Origin of the sequence: Saccharothrix xinjiangensis (assembly GCF_039527585.1) — a bacterium.
Classification (GTDB): domain Bacteria; phylum Actinomycetota; class Actinomycetes; order Mycobacteriales; family Pseudonocardiaceae; genus Actinosynnema; species Actinosynnema xinjiangensis.
Genome location: NZ_BAAAKE010000005.1, coordinates 189,328 through 207,446 on the forward strand (window position 1 = coordinate 189,328; position 18,119 = coordinate 207,446).

The window sequence follows — 18,119 nt, forward strand, 5'->3', positions numbered from 1 at the left end:
TTTCAGCAGAATCAAACGAGGGGCGGGAGCCGGAGTGCACCGGTCCCGCCCCTCGTCGAGGCTCGTGCGCGGCCTTGCAGGTCAGGCGACCTCGGCCGGAACGATGTTGACGGTCTTGCGACCGCGCTTGACGCCGAACTCCACCGCACCGGCGGACAGGGCGAACAGCGTGTCGTCCTTGCCGCGGCCGACGTTCACGCCGGGGTGGAACTTGGTGCCGCGCTGGCGGATCAGGATCTCGCCGGCCTTGACGACCTGACCACCGAACCGCTTGACCCCGAGGTACTGGGGGTTCGAGTCACGGCCGTTGCGGGAGCTGGAGGCGCCCTTCTTGTGTGCCATGGCTAGTCAGATCCTCACTTACCGGTGATGCCGGTGACCTCGACGCGGGTCAGCTTCTGGCGGTGACCCTGGCGCTTGTGGTAGCCGGTCTTGTTCTTGAACTTGTGGATGCGGATCTTGGGACCCTTGGTCTGCTCGACGACCTTGCCGGTCACCGAGAACTTCGCCAGGGCGTCGGCGTCGGAAGTGACGTCGGAACCGTCCACAACGAGGAGCGGCGCCGCGAAGGTGATCTCGGAGTCGGGCTCGCCTTCGAGCTTCTCGACCTCGATGACGTCGCCGACAGCCACCTTGTACTGCTTGCCGCCGGTCTTGACGATCGCGTACATCGGGACGGAAGTCTCCTGCTACTCGACGGGACGGGACGCGCGCGCCTGAGCCGCACTGGAAGAGCGGGCTGGGCTTCACGCGACAGGGCCCACCGGATGGCGGGCCGCGTATCAGGTTACGTGGCAGTGGACAGCGGGGTCAAACCGGGGTGGGTTGACCTGAGAACCGCTGCTCAACGCCCCTGCCACGAACACCGGGCGCCTCGGCCGCGAACGAAGGGGTCCCCCGCGGGTGGGGCCCCCTCGCACTCAGCCAACCACGTGGCGCCGACGGTGCGGGTTGGAAACGGCCGCCCTGTGGACAACTCGGCGTTGTCCACAGGGCGGCCGTTTCGGCTGTGCTCGGGTCAGGCTTCCTTGACCCCGCCCAGCGGCGGACCGGCCGGGCGGGAGGCGGCGCGCCGGGGGGCGCGGCGACGGGCGGTCGCCGCGGGGGGCGCGGCGTCCGGGGCGTGGCCGTTGAGCGGCTGCTCCGGGACCTGGACCTCCGGGGCGGCCTCGGCAGGACGCTCCGCGGCGACCTTGGACGGCTCGGCGGCCTTGGACGGCTCGGCCGCCTTCGGCTGCTCGACCGACTTCGGCTGCTCGGCGGCCGGGGCCTCAGGGGCCTTCGGCTGCTCGGCCGCCGACCGGGACTGGGCCCTGGAGGCCCGGCCCCTGGGGGCCTGGTCCTTGGAAGCCCGGTCCTGGGGGGCCTGGCCTGCGAGAACCTGACCAGCAGGAGCCTGACCAGCGGAGGGCTGGGCAGCGGAGGCCTGGGCAACCGGAGCCCGACCAGCGGAGTCCTGGCCGGCGGGGGCCTGGACGACAGGAGCCTGGGCAGCCGGAGCCTGGGCGGCAGGGGCCTGATCCGTGCCCTGGCCGGTCTCGGCCGGGTGCTCCGGGCCGTGCTTGACCACGGCTCCGGCTTCCCGGCGGGCCCGGCGGCGCTGGCGGCGCTCGCGCTTGGGCGCCTCGGGCGCGGCTTCCTCCTCGATCACGGCGGCCAGGGGCTCGTCCGACGTGGGCTGCTCGGCCACCGCCTGCGGCTCCTCGGCGGGGGGCGGGGTCTGCCCGGTCGCCGGGCGCGGCACCTCGACGACCGGCTCCGCCACCGGCTCGGCGACCTCGGCGGACTTGCCCCGGCGGGACTTGCGGCCGCCGCCCTGCTGTTGCTGCTGCTGCTGGGCCTGGCCACCGCCGTTGCCGTTGCCGCCACCACCACCACCGTGGGTGTGGACCGGCTCGGTCGTCACGATGACGCCACGCCCGCGGCAGTGCTCGCAGGTCGCCGAGAACGCCTCCAGCAGGCCCGTGCCGACCCGCTTGCGGGTCATCTGCACCAGGCCCAGGGACGTGACCTCGGCCACCTGGTGGCGGGTGCGGTCGCGGCCCAGGCACTCGGTCAGCCGGCGCAGCACCAGGTCGCGGTTGGACTCCAGCACCATGTCGATGAAGTCGATCACGATGATGCCGCCGACGTCGCGCAGCCGGAGCTGGCGGACGATCTCCTCGGCCGCCTCCAGGTTGTTGCGCGTCACCGTCTCTTCGAGGTTTCCACCCGATCCGGTGAACTTGCCGGTGTTCACGTCGATGACCGTCATCGCCTCGGTGCGGTCGATGACCAGGTAGCCGCCCGACGGCAGCCACACCTTGCGGTCCAGCGCCTTGAGCAGCTGCTCGTCGATGCGGTACTCGACGAACGCGTCGTTGTTGCCCACGTGCCTGCGCAGCCGTTCCTGGAGGTCCGGGGCGACGTGGCGGACGTAGCCGTCGATGGTGTCCCAGGCGTCCGAGCCCTGGACGACGAGCGTGGAGAAGTCCTCGGTGAACAGGTCGCGCACGACCTTGACCAGCAGGTCCGGCTCTTCGTAGAGCAGCTGGGGCGCCTGCGCCTTGGGCGTGGCCGCCTTGTCCTTGATGACCTGCCACTGCGCCTGGAGGCGGGTGACGTCGCGGGCCAGCTCCTCCTCGGCGATGCCCTCCGAGGCGGTGCGGATGATCACGCCGGCGTCCTCGGGGACGACCCGCTTGAGGATGTCCTTGAGGCGCTTGCGCTCGTTGTCGGGCAGCTTGCGGCTGATGCCGGTCGCGCCGCCGCCCGGCACGTACACCAGGAAGCGGCCGGGCAGGCTGATCTGCGTGGTCAGCCGGGCGCCCTTGTGGCCGACCGGGTCCTTGGTGACCTGCACCAGCACGCTGTCGCCGGTCGACAGGGCCTGCTCGATCTTGCGGGCCTTGCCCTCCAGGCCGGCCGCGTCCCAGTCGACCTCGCCCGCGTAGAGCACCGCGTTGCGGCCGCGGCCGATGTCGATGAACGCCGCCTCCATCGAGGGCAGCACGTTCTGCACCCGGCCGAGGTAGACGTTGCCGACCAGCGAGCCCGAGCCGGCCGAGGTGACGAAGTGCTCGACCAGGACGCCGTCCTCCAGCACGCCGATCTGGGTGCGGTCGCCGCGCTCGCGCACCACCATCGTGCGCTCCACGGCCTCGCGGCGGGCCAGGAACTCGGCCTCGGAGAGCACCGGGGCGCGGCGGCGGCCGGCCTCGCGGCCGTCGCGGCGGCGCTGGCGCTTGGCCTCCAGCCGGGTCGAGCCGCGGACGCTGCGGACCTCGTTCTGCGCGGCTTCGGAGTCGGCCTTGTCGTCGCGGGCGTCGCGCGTCTCGCGGACGTGCACGACCGTGTTCGGCGGGTCGTCCTCGGTCGGGGCGGCCTCGTCGTCCGCGCCGGTCTTGCGGCGGCGGCGGCGACGGCGGCGACGGCTGGAACCGCCCTCGCCCTCGTCCTCGTCGGCGGGCTCCTCGGGCGCCTCGGCCTCGACCTCCGGGGCCTCGGCGACCTCCTCCGCGCCCTGCTCGTCGTCGTGCTCGTCGCCGACGCCCTTGCCGCGGCCTCGACCACGCCGACCGCGGCGGCGGCGACGGCGGCCTTCGCCCTCGTCACCGGCGTCATCGGCGCCGTGCTCGTCGCCCTCGAGCTCGTCGGCCTCGTCGTCGTCCTCGACGACCGGGGCCTCGACCACCGGGGGCGCCGGGGGCAGGAACACCGCCGACGGCGGTGCGAACAGCGGGGTGAGCGGCGCCACGTCGCGGGCCACCACCACCGGTTCCTCGGTGTGCTCGTCCACTTCGCCGGTGACGATGTCGTCCCAGTTCAGCAGGCTCTCGGCAACCTTGAGCGCCAGGTCCCGGCTCACGCTCGACTGCGCGCTGCGCACCGACTCGCCGAGGTCGGCGAGGGCGGCCAGGACGTCCTTGCTGCTCGCGTTGAGCAGCTTCGCCAGCGCGTGCACCCGGAGCTTGGCCGGGAGTTCCGACAGGTCGGGGTGCACAGGTGTGGCGTTACCCCCGCCGGCGCCGCCGGCGGGCTTTTCCGTGTTCGACAAAGCAGCTCCTCCGCCCCCGGGCGCGTCTCGACCGACGCGGCCGCGCAGGGGCCTCTCTCGTCACTCACCGCCGCGGCTGGCGGCGGGAATCCTTGCCTCGCGCTGTGGCGCCCGCCTGGGGCGTGCGGCACAGCAGGTCGGTTGCAGCTCCTCCTCGACGACGCCGTCAGCGCCGCTCCGGCTGCTCGGTCAGACCTCCGCCGCCCTGTCCGGGGTCAGCGGGTCGACCAGGCCGCCATCGTCGTCGAGCCGCCCCTGCGCCATCCGGGTCGCCTTCGCGGGCACCGGCGGAACCAGGTCGGCGACGACTCTGAGCGCGCTCAGCACGTCGTCGGGTCGAACGGTAGGCGTTGTCTGCCGTACGACCGTCATGAGTATCCCACACGGTTGTGACAAATCCCCGGCATCGTGTCCCGCATCGCTCGAATGCGCCTCTACCTGGGCCGACACGAGGGCGGGGCGGACGTCGAGCACCTTGCGGCCGTCCTTGGTCAAGCGCTCCACCTCGACGGACGTCGCGGCGAGCAGCGCGGCCACCGCTTCGGTCAACCGTTCGGGCGACACGCCGGGCAGCTCCAGCCGCCACGCGCCGGCGTCGATGCGCTCGGGCAGGTTGCCGCCCGCCGACTCGACGACCTCCAGCACGTCCAGCCCCGGCGGCAGCGCGGCGTCCAGCTCGGCGCGCAGCGCGGCGGGGTCCACCGGCTCCACGACCTGGACCTCGACGTACTCGGCCTCGCTGGCCACGCCGGTCGGCGCCGCGCCGACCCATGACACCTTCGGGTGAGGGCTGAAGCCCTGGGAGTAGGCCATGGGCACACCGGCCCTGCGCAGGGCGCGCTCGAAGGTCCGAGCGATGTCGCGGTGCGAGGTGAACCGCAACCGGCCGCGCTTGGCGTAGCGCAGCCGAAGCTTCTGCACGGGCGCGGCCGACGGATTGGGCTGCTGCTGGCGGCTCAGTGCTACTCCTCCTGGGTACCCGGGTGGTGCCCGTTCGGGGGTGAGCACCCCAACGGTCCACGTTCCTGCTCCACGAGGACGGTACCTTGGACCCGATCGACACCGTTGAGCTTGTCCGCACCGCGCGGCCTGACTACCGTCCGGCAACAGGGGTCACATCGACGGCCAGCCGGTCGAACCGGTCTGAGTCATGGAGGTCCACCGTGCCTCTGCTCCGCCGCGTCCGAGCGGTCGCGGTCAGCGCGGCGCTGCTCGCGACGGGCAGCTTCGCGGTGAGCGCGAACGCCCAGGCCGCCCCCGAGGAGGCGCCACCACCCGCCGACTGCGTCGAGCACGGCTCCGCGCTCCGCTACCTGGTCGTCTTCGAGCCCGGCACCAGCGCGCCGCTGGCCGAGGCCGGGATCGCCGCCGCGTGCGGCGCCACGACCAGCTACCACCCGCAGATCGCGGTCGCGGTGGCGGTCTCGGCCGACCCCGGATTCGGCTCGCGGATCGGGCCGCACCGGGCCTACAGCGCGCAGCTCGACGGCCTGTCCAAGCGGACCGGCGCGCCCGCCCGCAAGAAGGACGGCGACGAGGTCGCCGGCACCCGCACGGCCGAGGGCGCGGTGGACCGCACCGCCGAGCAGTGGGACATGGACCTCATCCGGGCCGCCGAGGCGCACGCGGTGAGCACCGGCAGCCGGGACGTGGTGGTCGGCGTGCTCGACTCGGGCATCGACCCGACGCACCCGGACCTGGTCGGCGCCCTGGACCCGGAGCTGTCCGCGGGCTGCACCACGGGCGTCGCGGACCCCGCGACGGCCGCCTGGTCGCCCACGACGTCCGCGCACGGCACGCACGTGGCGGGCGTCATCGCGGCGGCGGACGACGGCCTGGGCACCACGGGCGTGGCGCCGGGCGTGCGGATCGCGTCGGTGAAGGTCGTGGACGACGACGGGTTCATCTACCCCGAGTACGCGGTGTGCGGGTTCATGTGGGCCGCCGAGCGGGGCATGACCATCACCAACAACAGCTACTTCATCGACCCCTGGGTGTTCACCTGCCAGGACAAGGCGGGCCAGGCCGTGGTCTACGAGGCGGTGCGGCGCGCGGTCGAGCACGCCACCGCGCGCGGCGTGCTCACCGTGGCGGCCATGGGCAACTCGGCGGCCGACCTGACCAAGCCGGCCCTGGACCCGCAGAGCCCCACCAACGCCGCGTCGGAGGACGTCAAGCCGCGGCCGGTGGACAGCTCGTGCCTGGTGCTGCCCGCGCAGCTGCGCAACGTGGTGGCGGTGTCGTCGGTGGGCGCGGACCAGGTCAAGGCCGGGTACAGCTCGTACGGCCTGGGCGCGGTGGACGTGACCGCGCCGGGCGGCGACCGCAAGCAGCAGCCCGACGACGGCCGGAGCGGGTGCGTGCTGTCGACCGTGCCCGCGGGCTACGACTACTCCTGCGGCACGTCGATGGCCGCGCCGCACGTGTCCGGGGTGGCCGCGCTGCTGGCGTCCCGGCACCCGCAGGCCGACGCGCCGGAGCTGAACCGGATGCTCAACCAGCAGGCGGAGACGCTGCCGTGCCCGGCGGACTACGACCTCAACGGCACCGGCGCGCAGGACGCCTACTGCACCGGCTACTCCGAGTACAACGGCTTCTACGGCCACGGCCTGGTCGACGCGCTGGCGGCCGTCCGGGACTAGGTCCGGAAATTCCCGGGGCCCGAGCGGGCCCCGGGACCGGGTCAGCGCTTGGCCAGCGCCGGGTTGAGCACGGGCGAGCCCTTGCCCACCGGCGAGATCGGCAGCAGCGCGCGGCCGGACGGGCCCACCTCGATGTCGGTGCCCATCGCCGGGCACACGCCGCAGTCGAAGCACGGCGTCCAGCGGCAGTCGTCCTGCTCCCGCTCGTCCAGCGCGTCCTGCCAGTCGGCCCAGAGCCACTCCTTGTCCAGGCCGGAGTCGAGGTGGTCCCAGGGCAGGACCTCCAGCTCCTCGCGCTCCCGGGTGGTGAACCAGGCCAGGTCGACGCCCAGCGGCTCCAGCTCGGCCGCCGCCGCGTCCACCCACCGCTGGTAGGAGAAGTGCTCGGACCAGCCGTCGAACCGGCCGCCCTCGCGCCACACCCGCTCGATGACGTGCCCGATGCGCCGGTCGCCGCGCGAGAGCAGGCCCTCGACCAGCGACGGCTTGCCGTCGTGGTAGCGCATGCCGATGTTGCGGCCGAGCGCCCGGTCCGAGTTCACGGCCTCGCGCAGCTTGCGCAGGCGGTCGTCGACCGTGTCCGGGTCGCACTGCGGGGCCCACTGGAACGGGGTGTGCGGCTTGGGCACGAACCCGCCGATGGAGATCGTGCAGCGGATGTCCTTGCGACCGGACACCTCGCGACCGGCGCGGATGACGTTCTTCGCCATCTCCGCGATCTGGAGCACGTCGTCGTCGGTCTCGGTGGGCAGGCCGCACATGAAGTACAGCTTCACCTGCCGCCAGCCCGCCTTGAACGCGGCGCTGACCGTGCGGATCAGGTCCTCCTCCGACACCATCTTGTTGATCACGCGCCGGATGCGCTCGCTGCCGCCCTCCGGGGCGAACGTCAGGCCCGAGCGGCGGCCGTTGCGGGACAGCTCGTTGGCCAGGTCGATGTTGAACGCGTCCACGCGCGTCGACGGCAGCGACAGGCTGGTGTTGGTGCCCTCGTAGCGGTCGGCCAGGCCCTTGGTGACCTCGGCGATCTCCGAGTGGTCCGCGCTGGACAGCGACAGCAGGCCGACCTCCTCGAAACCGGTCGCCTCCAGGCCGCGCTGCACCATCGCGCCGATGCCCTCGATGGACCGCTCGCGCACCGGGCGGGTGATCATGCCCGCCTGGCAGAACCGGCAGCCGCGGGTGCAGCCGCGGAAGATCTCCACGCTCATCCGCTCGTGGACGCTCTCCGCGAGCGGCACCAGCGGCTGCTTCGGGTACGGCCACGCGTCGAGGTCCATCGTGGTGCGCTTGAACACCCGGTAGGGCACGCGCTCGCGGTTGGGGACCACGCGCTGGATGCGCCCATCGGGCAGGTACTCCACGTCGTAGAAGCGCGGCACGTACACGCCGCCGGTCTCGGCGAGCCTGGTCAGGACCTCGTCGCGGCCGCCGGGGCGGCCCTCGGCCTTCCACCGCCGGACGATGTCGGTGATCTCCAGGACGGCTTCCTCGCCGTCGCCGAGCACGGCCGCGTCCACGAACGCGGCGACGGGCTCCGGGTTGAACGCGGCGTGCCCGCCGGCCACCACGATCGGGTGGTCTTCGGTGCGGTCGGCGGCGTGGACCGGGATGCCCGCGAGGTCGAGGGCGTTGAGCATGTTCGTGTAGCCCAGCTCGGTGGCGAAGCTGACGCCGAACAGGTCGAACTCCCCGACCGGGCGGTGGCCGTCCACGGTGAACTGCGGCACGCCGTGCTCGCGCATCAGCGCTTCCAGGTCGGGCCACACCGCGTAGGTCCGCTCGGCCAGCACGTCCGGCTGCTCGTTGAGCACCTCGTAGAGGATCATGACGCCCTGGTTGGGCAGCCCGACCTCGTAGGCGTCGGGGTACATCAGGGCCCACCGCACGGCCGCGGCGTCCCAGTCCTTGACGGTCGCGTTGAGCTCCCCGCCGACGTACTGCACCGGCTTGGACACCCTGGGCAGCAGCGGCTCCAGGGCCGGGAAGACTGACTCGACGCTCACGCCGACCAGGGTAACCGGTGGTGCGGAGCCGCCCGCCCGCCCCGGCTCAGGTCAGCAGCAGCTTCCCCAGCCGGCGCGACGCCACGACCACCCCGACCACGGCCATCACCACGAAGTAGGCGGCGTGGCCCAGGTCGCCCCACCCGACGTAACCGCTGGTCAGGCCCCTGAGCAGCTCGATCGCGTGGTACAGCGGCGTGCACCGGACCACGGTCTGCAACCAGTCCGGGTACACCGACAGGGGGTAGAACGTGGTCGAGAACAGGAACAGCGGCAGCACGGCCAGCTGGACCAGGTCGAAGTCCTGCCACGAGCGCATGTAGGTGGCCGCGGCCATGCCCACGGCGGCGAACGCCAGCGCGACCAGCAGGCACACCGGCAGCGCGAGCAGCGCCCACGGCGAGTCGACCAGGCCGAACGCGAGCATCACGCCGAGGAAGCCCGCCGAGTACAGGCCGCCGCGGATCAGGCACCACGCCGCCTCGCCGACCGCGATGTCGACCGGGCCCATCGGCGTGGCCAGCACCGCGTCGTAGGTCTTGGCGTACTTGAACTTGAAGAACAGGCCGAACGTCGCGTCGTACACCGCGCCGTTCATCGCCGACGCCGCGAGCAGGGCCGGCGCGACGAACGCGGCGTAGTCGACCGGACCGTTCGGGCCCTGGACGGTGGCGACGAGCTGCCCGAAGCCGAACCCGAGGGACAGCAGGAAGAACAGCGGCTCGAAGAAACCGGAGACCACCGCCATCCACGCGCGCCGGTTGACCAGGTAGGAGCGCTCGACCAGGGCGTGCGGGCGGCCCGCGTACAGGCCGGGCGGCACGACGCGGAACAGCAGGCCGCCGCGGCTCCGCGGTTCGACGGGGTCGAGGGTGCGGGTCATGCGGCGAGCCTCCGGTGGAAGTGGTGGCGGCCCAGCGCGACGCCCGCGGCCACCAGCGCGCACAGGTAGGCGACGTGGCCGAGCGCGGGCAGCGCGCCGAGGGTGCCGAACGCGGCGCCGCGGGCCAGCTCGATGCCGTGCCACACCGGGGTGGCCCAGGCCAGCGGGTGCAGCCAGGCGGGCAGCTGGTCCAGCGGGAAGAACGCGCCGGTGAACAGGGTCATCGGCATCAGCACGAACCGGAAGAGGGCGTTGAACGAGTCCGGTTTCTCCCGGGTCGCGGTGAAGGCGACCACGGGCGCGCTGAACGCCATGCCGGCCAGCACCGCGAACGGCACCGCCAGCACGGCCGAGGGGCTCGTGACCGCGCCCAGCGCGGCGGCGACGGCCAGGAACACCGCGGTGCACACGGCCAGGCGCAGCGCGATCCACAGCAGCTGGCCGTACAGCACCTGCGCGGGCGTGACCGGGGTGGACACCACGCCGAAGTAGGTCTTCTGCCACTTGAACGAGGACAGGATCGCGTAGGTCGACTCGAACATGGCGTTCTGCGCGGCGGTGAGCACGAGCAGCGCCGGTGCGAGGAACACCACGTACGGGTGACCGCCGGTGGCCTGGCCCGCCTGGACCTGGGAGCCGAAGCCCAGGCCCATGGCGAGCAGCATCAGCACCGGCTGGAAGAAGTTCGAGATGACCGTGGCCCGCCAGTTGCGGCGGTACCAGGTCCAGTGCTTCTCCACCGCGATCAGCGCGGCGTGGAACGAGCCCAGGACGCGTGGTTCCACCGGTCAGTCCACCAGGGTCCGGCCGGTGAGCCGGAGGAACACGTCCTCCAGGCTGCTGCGGCGCACCAGGCTCGACACCGGCCGCACGCCCCGCGCGTGGGCCGCGGCCAGCGCCGCCTCGCCGTCCGCGGTGTAGAGCAGCACGCGGTCGGGCAGCACCTCCACCCGCTCGGCCAGGTCGCGCACCTCGGCGGCGCTCTGCTCGCCCGGCGGGAAGCGCAGCTCCAGCACCTCGCGGGTGGCATGCTGCCGGATCAGCTCGCCGGGCGACCCCTCGGCCGCGATCCGGCCGCCGTCCATCACCACCAGCCGGTCGCACAGCTGCTCGGCCTCGTCCATGTAGTGGGTCGTGATGATCAGCGTGACCCCGGACTGCTTGAGCCGGAACAGCCGGTCCCACAGCAGGTGGCGGGCCTGCGGGTCGAGGCCCGTGGTCGGTTCGTCGAGGAGCAGCAGCTCCGGGTCGTTGACCAGGGAGCGGGCGATCGTCAGCCGCCTCTTCATGCCGCCGGACAGCGGCTCCACCTCGGCGTCGGCGCGGTCGGTGAGCTGGGCGAACCCCATCAGCTCCACGGCCTTCTCGCGCACCGCGGCGCGGCTGAGCCCGAAGTAGCGGCCGTAGACCTCCAGGTTCTGCCGGACGGTCAGCTCGTCGTCGAGGTTGTCCTGCTGGGGCACGACGCCGAGGCGGGCGCGGATCCGCGGGCCGTCGGTGTCCGGGTCCATGCCCAGGACCCTCAGGACGCCGCCGGAGCGCGGCGAGACGCAGGAGATCATGCGCATGGTGGAGGACTTGCCCGCGCCGTTGGGTCCGAGGAAGCCGAACGCCTCGCCCTTGCGCACCTCCACATCGATCCCCTGGACGGCTTCGAACGTGCCGAAGCGCTTGGTCAGCGCCTCGGCCTCGACGAGGGTGGTGGTCACGCGATCACGGTAGCGGCGGGGTACGACAGGCAGGACGCGGTTTTCCCGTGCACCGGGAGCGGTGGAGGGGCGGGCCGCACGCGAACGGCCCGGACCGCCGAGCGGTCCGGGCCGTCGGGGCAGCAGCTCAGAGGTTCGGGAACCAGAGCTTGATCTCGCGCTCCGCCGACTCCGGCGAGTCCGAGCCGTGGACCAGGTTGAACTGGACCTCCAGCCCGAAGTCGCCGCGGATGGTGCCCGGGGTGGCCTTCTCCACCGGGTCCGTGCCGCCCGCCAGCTGGCGGAACGCGGAGATCGCGCGGGCGCCCTCCACCACCACGGCGACCAGCGGGCCACCGGTGATGAACTCCACCAGGTCGTTGTAGAACGGCTTGCCGTCGTGCTCGGCGTAGTGCTGCTCGGCCGTCGCGCGGTCCACGACGCGCAGTTCCAGGGCGGCCAGCTTGAGGCCCTTGCGCTCGATGCGGGAGATGACCTCGCCGACCAGGCCGCGGCTGACGCCGTCGGGCTTGACCAGGACCAGGGTGCGCTCGCTCACGGCGGTCGATACTCCTTCGTGGGGATTCGTGCAACTGCGGCCAAGGGTAGCCGGGGCTGCCACAGTGTCCGCCGTGACCACCGAGAAGCCCCACCTGGCGCCCGCCGTCACGGCGGCCGCCGTGATGTTCGTGCTGCTGCGCCTGCTCGCGGTGTCGCACTACGACTGGCACGTGGCGTTCGCGCTGCTGCACACCCTGGACCTGGAGGACGCGCCGGGGCTGTTCCTGGGCACGTTCATGGCCGACTCGCGCATCAGCAGCGCGCTGCTGGTGCTGATGGTGCCGTTGACGGTCTTCTACGCGGTCGGCACGAGGTCGCGCGCGGCGCCGTTGGCGGTGGCGGTGCTGGTGGCGTTCCTGGTCGCGCACGTGCTGACCTACCACCGCTGGTGGGTGCCGGTGGCCGCGGTGGCGTTGACCGCCGTGCTGGTGCTGGTCAGGCGGTGGTCGGGTGCGGTGTTCGTGCTGCGGCGGTTCGGCTGGGTGGTGGGCGCCGTGGCGCTGGTCGTGGCGGCGGTGGTGGCCACGCCGTGGGTGCCGCGCGAGCGCGTGGAGACCACCGGTGAGACCTTCGAGGCCTACGTGGTGGAGACCAGTCCCGGGTTCCTGAAAGTGCTCGGCGCGCAGGAGCGGGGGTTCCGCATCCTGCGCGCCGAGGACGTCCGGTCACGCGTCGAGCTCGCCGATCACTGACGGGCGATCACCAGCGCGTCAGCACCACCACCGAGCGGGCGGGCACGCGCACCGAGCCGTCGGCCACGACCGCCCGGTCGCCGCTCAGCTCGTGGTCGCGCCAGTCGCCGGCGACGGTCACCGACTTCTCCACCGGGTACGGGTTCACCACCACGAGCACCCCGTCGAGGGCCGGGTCGACGTCCGGGCCCGCCTCGTCGTCGAGCAGCGCCGCCACCACGCCCGGCTCGGCGGCCGGGAACGACAGCTTCTGCTGCACCAGCGCCGCGTCGCCGAGCGTGAACAGCGGCGAGGACCGGCGGATCCGCAGCAGCTCCAGCGTGTTGTCCACGGCCGCCCGCATGTCCTCCGACGACGGCTTCAGCGCGGCGTCCGCCAGCAGCGGCGCCGAGTGGGGCCACTTGTCCTCGTTGTCCGCCGCCGGCGGCAGGCCGCGCCCGAACCCGTTGTCCCGCAACGACGGGTCGTAGCGGTTGAACCAGTCGCCGGAGTCGTAGCTGTTGCGGTCCAGCGACTTCGAGCGCAGGAACTCCGCGCCCGCGTGCAGGAACGGCTGGCCCTGGCCCAGCAGCACGGGGGCCAGCGCCACCTTCTGCATCCGCACCCGGTCCGCCATCGACGTGCCGGCCGGCAGCTTGAACACCTGCGAGTCGAACAGCGTCTCGTTGTCGTGCGCGTCCACGTAGGTGATCACGTCGGCGGGGCCGCCGGTGTACCCGGCGGGCGAGCCGTTGTACGGCACGTCCCGGCCGCCGACCACGCCGCCGGAGGTGGACTCGAACCGGTAGGACGCCATGTTGCCCGCCATGCCCAGCTTCACCAGGTCGGTGTAGTTGGCCAGCCGCGCGGCCACGTCGCCGTTGGCCGGCGAGCCGTTCGGGTCGCCCGCCAGGCCGGAGGCCAGGCCCTGGACCCGCGGGTCCTCGTCGAACGGGCCGCCGCCGCGCACCGCGTCGCGCAGCCGGTCGCTGAACGTGCCGATGCCGGTGCCCGCCAGGTTCGCCTGGGTGGCCTGCTCGAACCGGGCGCCGCCGGCGACCTCGCCGAAGTCCCAGCCCTCGCCGTAGACGCGGATCGCCCTGCCGTCCACGCCGTCGCGCTCGACGGTCAGGGCGTCCAGCGCCGCCCGCACCGCCAGGACGTTCTCCTTCGGGTGGTGGCCCATCAGGTCGAACCGGAAGCCGTCCACCTTGTACGTCCGGGCCCAGCGCACCACCGAGTCCACCACGAGCTTGCCCATCATGGCGTGCTCGGTCGCGGTGTTGGAGCAGCACGTGGAGTTGGCCACCGTGCCGTCGGGGTTGAGCCGCTGGTAGTAGCCGGGCACCACCTTGTCCAGCACGGACGTCGGCGCGTCGCCGTGGGCGGCCGTGTGGTTGTAGACCACGTCCACGACCACGCGGTTGCCGTTGGCGTGCAACGACTTCACCATCTCGCGGTACTGCCTGGTCCGGGCCCAGCCGTCCTGCGCGTCGTCGGTGGCGTAAGAGCCCTCGGGCACGTCGTAGTGGAACGGGTCGTAGCCCCAGTTGAAGCCGTCCTTCGCGGCCGTCGCGGCCACGCACCCCTGCTGCGCCGGCGAGTCCGGCGGCAGGGAGGCCAGGTCGCAGGCCGGCCGCTGCTGGTCGGCGCGCTTCTCGGGGATGGTCGCGATGTCGAACGTCGGCAGCAGGTGCACGGTGTCCAGCCCGGCTTCGGCGAGCCGCCGCAGGTGCGCCATGCCGGTCGACGACCGGTGCGTGAACGCCTTGTACGTGCCCCGGTCCGCGGCGGGCACCGACTCGTCGCCGATGGAGAAGTCCCGCACGTGCAGCTCGGTGATGCCGTGCTCGGTGGGGTCGCCGCCGAGGCCGCGCGCCACCTCGCCGCCCCAGCCGTCGGGCATGGTGCGGGCGTCGCCGAGGTCGGCGAACTGCGAGTGCGTGGAGTCCACCGACAGCGCCACCGAGTACGGGTCGGTGACGGTCGTCGCGCGCCCGGCGACGGTCACCTCGTACCGGTAGTAGCGGTCCTCCCAGTCCCCGGAGGCCGACCACGCGCCCGACGCGTCGTCCCGGGCGAGGTCGACGACCCGGACCGGGTCGCCGGACGGGCGGTCGAACAGCTGGAGCCGCACCGACGACGCGGTGGGCGCCCACAGCCGCGCGGTGACCCGGTCGCCCTCGAACACGGGGCCGTAGGTCAGCTTCGCGGCCTCGGCGGCGTACCGGTCGTCCAGCACGCCGGCGACCTGCACGCCCGTGCGGTGCCGCAGGCCGCCGCCCGGGTCGACGTGCACCGCGGACAGCCTGCCGCGCAGCGCCTCGTCGACCCGCGCGGTGTCGCGCACCCGGAACACCGGCAGCCCGCGCAGGTGCGGGAACCGCTCCGGCACCGCCTCCGCCGACGGCTCCAGCCGCAGCACCTTGCCGTCGTGCTCCAGGCGGTAGCCGTCGGAGGCCGCCACCGGCACGTCCCACACCACCAGGTCCCTGGTCACCCAGATGGCCTTGGCCCTGGTCAGGTCGTCCTCCACGCCCTCGCCGCCGGACGGCGGCAGCACGTAGGAGATCGAGCCGTCCGGCTTGGCCGAGCCGGAGACGTGCCAGACCTCGTGGCCGGTGCCGGTGACGTCCAGGAACTGGTCCGCGCCGGGGTCCTTGGCGTCACCGCGGTGGATGATGTTGCTCAGCCCCGCCGCGCCGGGCTCCAGCGCCACCGACCAGAAGACGCCGAACCCGTCCGAGCCGTCCGGCACGCGCGACTGGTTCCAGCCGGGGCTCGGCTCCAGCGAGCCGGTCCAGTGGTAGAGGGTCCAGTCGGTGTAGTCGCCGTCGGGCCGGTGGTAGTGGATGACCGCGCGGTTCTCCGCCGCGGCCCGGCTCGCGCGCACCGCGCCACCGTTCACCCACGCCCGGCCGGCCGTGCGCCCGGTGGCCTCGACGGTCCCGTCCCGCACCACCGAGAACTCGACCGGCGAGGTGGTCGGGACGGTCGCCACTCCCCCGGTGAACGGGTGGTCGGTCGTGCCGACGCGGACCACCGCGCCGGTCGGGTCGCCCAGGTGCGTCACCACGGCCCGCCCGGTGGCCGCGACCTCGTTGGCGTGCACGGCCGCGTCACCCTGCTTGAGCCACACCTGGGGTGTGGCGCCCGGGTCGACGAACCGGTCGCCGTCGGTGTCCTTCTCGTCGCCCTTGTGCGCGATGAGCCCGACCGAGCGCGCGCCCGGCTTCAGCTTCACCCAGGCGAACCGCCCGTACGGGGTCTCGCCGGCGAACGGCAGCGGCGCGTCCCACGTCGGCGCGCCCTCCACGTCGCCCCACACGTGCAGGCCCCACCCGTCGTAGTCGCCGTTCGGGCGGTTGTAGTGCACGACCAGCCAGTCCGAGGAGCCGGCGGCCGGCGGCTGCACCGGCGGCGCGGCGACCAGGCCGAGCTTCGCGCCGTCCGCGCCGAGGTCGCCCCTGGCGTCCTTCGCGACGACCCGGACCTCGACGGTCTTGCCGACCGCCGCGCCCGGCAGGGACGCCAGGTCGGCGAACACCCGGTACGGCGCGGCGTCGTCGGTGCCCAGCACCTGCCAGTCGCGCTGCCCCTCGACGCGCGCGGCGAACGTGGCCTGCGCGTACGGCGAGGTGACGCCGTCGGCGCGCAGCTCGACCCGGTCGTCCAGCACCGTCCCGGTCGGCGGGACGGCCAGCGTCGGCGCGGGCGTGGCGGCGCGCAGCGTGCCCGTGCCCCTGAGGACCAGGGCGGACAGGGCGGGCACGGTCACCTCGACCCTGCCGTTGACGGCGTTGACCTGCGAGCCGGCGGCCGGCCAGACCGGTCGGTAGCCGGCGCCCGCCGCGGGCACCTCGACGGTCGCGGGCGCGGTGCCCGCGTTGGCCACCACCAGGTGCTCCACCTGCTGGGAGCGGCCGGTGCGGCTGAACGCGATCACGTCGCCCCGGGCGAGCTCCAGCGACTGGTTGCCGTCCTTCCACACGGGGTCGCGGTCCACGAACCGCGCCAGGTCGCGCAGCTGCCGGTACAGCGGGTGGTCGGTGCGGAAGTTGTCGACCGCGCCGGTCCGGTCGCTGCCGACCAGGTCCTCGGCGGCGTACTCGGGTGTCCTGGACGCGAACATGTCCTGGCGGGCCGCCTTGTCGCCGCCGCCGCCCGCGAAGCCCTGCTCGTCGCCGTAGTAGACGACCGGGTTGCCGCGCCACAGGTACATCAGGGCGTTGCCCAGCTCAAGCCGCTCCAGCAGCTCGGCCTCGGGCACGCCGGGCCGGTTCTGCCGCACCATCCACGCGATGCGGCCCATGTCGTGGTTGCCCAGGAAGGTCGGCAGCGAGGAGGCGTTGGAGTCGGCGTCGGTGTACCGGTCGTCGTCCACCAGCACCTGGCCGAGCCGGTCCGCGCCGCCGCCGGACAGGAAAGTCGCCGCGCCGCTCTGGAACGGGAAGTCCAGCGCGGCCTGCATCCCGCCCTCGGTGGTGTAGCGCGAGGTGACCGCGGGGTCGGCGTCGAAGACCTCGCCGAACACGAAGAAGTCGCGCTTGCCGCGCCGCTCCGCGTACCGCTTCACGTGCGGGGCGAGCGCCTGCCAGAACTCCATGTTGACGTGCTTGACGGTGTCCACGCGGTAGCCGTCGATGCCCAGGGTGTCGATCCAGCTGGTGAAGATCCGCTTCATGCCCTCGACCACGGTCGGGTGCTCGGTCATGAGGTCGTCCAGGCCGTGGAAGTCGCCGTACTCGGCGGATTCGCCGCTGAACGTCGAGTCGCCCCGGTTGTGGTAGAGCTGCGGGTCGTTGAGCCAGGCCGGGGTCTTCTCGCCCTTGACCACCGGCGTGTACGGCGCGGTGAGCCTCGGGAAGTCCTCCTGCCCGGCGATCTCGGCGATGTCGACCGGGTTGCCGCGCTCGTCCAGGTAGGGCTCCGCGCCGGTGCTGACGTAGCCGTACTCGCCCTCGGCGTGGTCGATCAGGTCGGCGGTGTGGTTGGCGACGATGTCGAAGAAGACCTTGATGCCGCGCCGGTGCGCGTCGCGGATCAGCCGCCGCATGTCGTCGGTGGTGCCGAAGTGCGGGTCGAGCCGGGTGAAGTCGGTGGTCCAGTACCCGTGGTAGCCGGCCGAGGCGTCGTCGCCGGAGCCCTGCACCCAGCGGTTGCGGAACATCGGGGTCATCCAGATCGCGGTGACGCCCATGCCGTCGAGGTAGCCGAGCTTGTCGTGGAGCCCCTTGAGGTCGCCGCCGTGGTAGAAGCCCTTGTCGGCGGGGTCGAAACCGCTCTTGAGCCGGTCGGCCTCGTCCGTGCCGCCCCGGTCGTTGGCGCGGTCGCCGTTGGCGAACCGGTCGGGCATCACGAAGTAGAACCGCTCACCGGTCAGGTCGCCGCGCAGGGCGTCCTTCGCCAGCCTCCGGTCGTCGCCCCGCGCACCGGGGGCGATGTCGGTGACCGCGCCCACGGCGAGTCGCTCCGCCGCAGGCGCGGCGACCGCTGTCGGTGGCGAGAACGGCACTACGGCGAGTGCGATGAGTGCGGCGACGGCCCGACGCATCGCGACCTCCTTGTCGCAAGATCTTGCAAACCCCACCCGACGAGCGCCGGGGCGAGGTGCACCAAATCACGACAACGA

General features: G+C 72.9%; 12 protein-coding genes. 2 read left to right on the forward strand and 10 right to left on the reverse strand.

The window, feature by feature from the left end; all coding sequences use genetic code 11:
• Positions 1-81 precede the first annotated feature (81 nt).
• The 4 genes from rpmA to ABD223_RS14335 form a co-directional block, all read right to left on the reverse strand.
• Positions 82-342, reverse strand: a complete 261-nt coding sequence (gene rpmA / locus ABD223_RS14320; RefSeq protein ID WP_344036670.1) for a 50S ribosomal protein L27 — start codon at positions 340-342, stop codon at positions 82-84.
• 14 nt (positions 343-356) lie between these two features.
• On the reverse strand, positions 357-671 hold the full coding sequence (gene rplU / locus ABD223_RS14325) for a 50S ribosomal protein L21 (RefSeq protein ID WP_344036671.1): 315 nt from the start codon (positions 669-671) through the stop codon (positions 357-359).
• Between the two features lie 347 nt (positions 672-1,018).
• Positions 1,019-4,036, reverse strand: a complete 3,018-nt coding sequence (locus ABD223_RS14330; RefSeq protein WP_344036672.1) for a translation initiation factor IF-2 N-terminal domain-containing protein — start codon at positions 4,034-4,036, stop codon at positions 1,019-1,021.
• A 189-nt stretch (positions 4,037-4,225) separates the two neighbouring features.
• Positions 4,226-4,957, reverse strand: coding sequence for a TIGR03936 family radical SAM-associated protein (locus tag ABD223_RS14335; RefSeq protein ID WP_344036673.1), 732 nt, complete (start codon positions 4,955-4,957; stop codon positions 4,226-4,228).
• 242 nt (positions 4,958-5,199) lie between these two features.
• Between ABD223_RS14335 and ABD223_RS14340 the strand changes: the two genes are divergently transcribed.
• Positions 5,200-6,678 (forward strand): S8 family peptidase, encoded by a 1,479-nt coding sequence (locus ABD223_RS14340; protein WP_344036674.1) that lies wholly within the window; start codon positions 5,200-5,202, stop codon positions 6,676-6,678.
• Positions 6,679-6,719: 41 nt separating this feature from the next.
• Here ABD223_RS14340 and ABD223_RS14345 read toward each other — a convergent pair whose 3' ends face one another.
• The 5 genes from ABD223_RS14345 to ndk form a co-directional block, all read right to left on the reverse strand.
• On the reverse strand, positions 6,720-8,684 hold the full coding sequence (locus ABD223_RS14345; protein WP_344036675.1) for a TIGR03960 family B12-binding radical SAM protein: 1,965 nt from the start codon (positions 8,682-8,684) through the stop codon (positions 6,720-6,722).
• Between the two features lie 46 nt (positions 8,685-8,730).
• Positions 8,731-9,567: an ABC transporter permease gene (locus tag ABD223_RS14350; RefSeq protein WP_344036676.1), complete on the reverse strand. Its 837-nt coding sequence runs from the start codon at positions 9,565-9,567 to the stop codon at positions 8,731-8,733.
• Entirely contained in the window at positions 9,564-10,352 is a 789-nt protein-coding gene (locus ABD223_RS14355; RefSeq protein WP_344036677.1) for an ABC transporter permease, read from the reverse strand. Before ABD223_RS14355 ends, ABD223_RS14350 begins: the two co-directional genes overlap by 4 nt.
• Positions 10,353-10,355: 3 nt before the next feature.
• The gene (locus ABD223_RS14360) at positions 10,356-11,276 is read right to left on the reverse strand and encodes an ABC transporter ATP-binding protein (protein ID WP_344036678.1); all 921 of its coding nucleotides are present in this window, start codon (positions 11,274-11,276) and stop codon (positions 10,356-10,358) included.
• 127 nt (positions 11,277-11,403) lie between these two features.
• Positions 11,404-11,814 carry a nucleoside-diphosphate kinase gene (gene ndk, locus ABD223_RS14365; RefSeq protein WP_344036679.1) on the reverse strand — a complete coding sequence of 137 codons (411 nt, stop codon included), beginning with the start codon at positions 11,812-11,814 and terminating at the stop codon, positions 11,404-11,406.
• A 73-nt stretch (positions 11,815-11,887) separates the two neighbouring features.
• On the opposite strand from ndk, the gene ABD223_RS14370 reads away from it, so the two are divergent.
• The gene (locus ABD223_RS14370) at positions 11,888-12,508 is read left to right on the forward strand and encodes a hypothetical protein (RefSeq protein ID WP_344036680.1); all 621 of its coding nucleotides are present in this window, start codon (positions 11,888-11,890) and stop codon (positions 12,506-12,508) included.
• A 7-nt stretch (positions 12,509-12,515) separates the two neighbouring features.
• On the opposite strand, the gene pulA is transcribed toward ABD223_RS14370, so the two are convergent.
• Positions 12,516-18,041, reverse strand: coding sequence for a pullulanase-type alpha-1,6-glucosidase (gene pulA, locus ABD223_RS14375; RefSeq protein WP_344036681.1), 5,526 nt, complete (start codon positions 18,039-18,041; stop codon positions 12,516-12,518).
• Between the last annotated feature and the right edge of the window lie 78 nt (positions 18,042-18,119).

Bases quoted from the DNA above. Each gene is read 5' to 3' on its own strand.
- rplU (WP_344036671.1), bottom strand. From the start codon at position 671: ATGTACGCGATCGTCAAGACCGGCGGCAAGCAGTACAAGGTGGCTGTC.
- ABD223_RS14350 (WP_344036676.1), bottom strand. From the start codon at position 9,567: ATGACCCGCACCCTCGACCCCGTCGAACCGCGGAGCCGCGGCGGCCTG.
- rpmA (WP_344036670.1), bottom strand. From the start codon at position 342: ATGGCACACAAGAAGGGCGCCTCCAGCTCCCGCAACGGCCGTGACTCG.
- pulA (WP_344036681.1), bottom strand. From the start codon at position 18,041: ATGCGTCGGGCCGTCGCCGCACTCATCGCACTCGCCGTAGTGCCGTTC.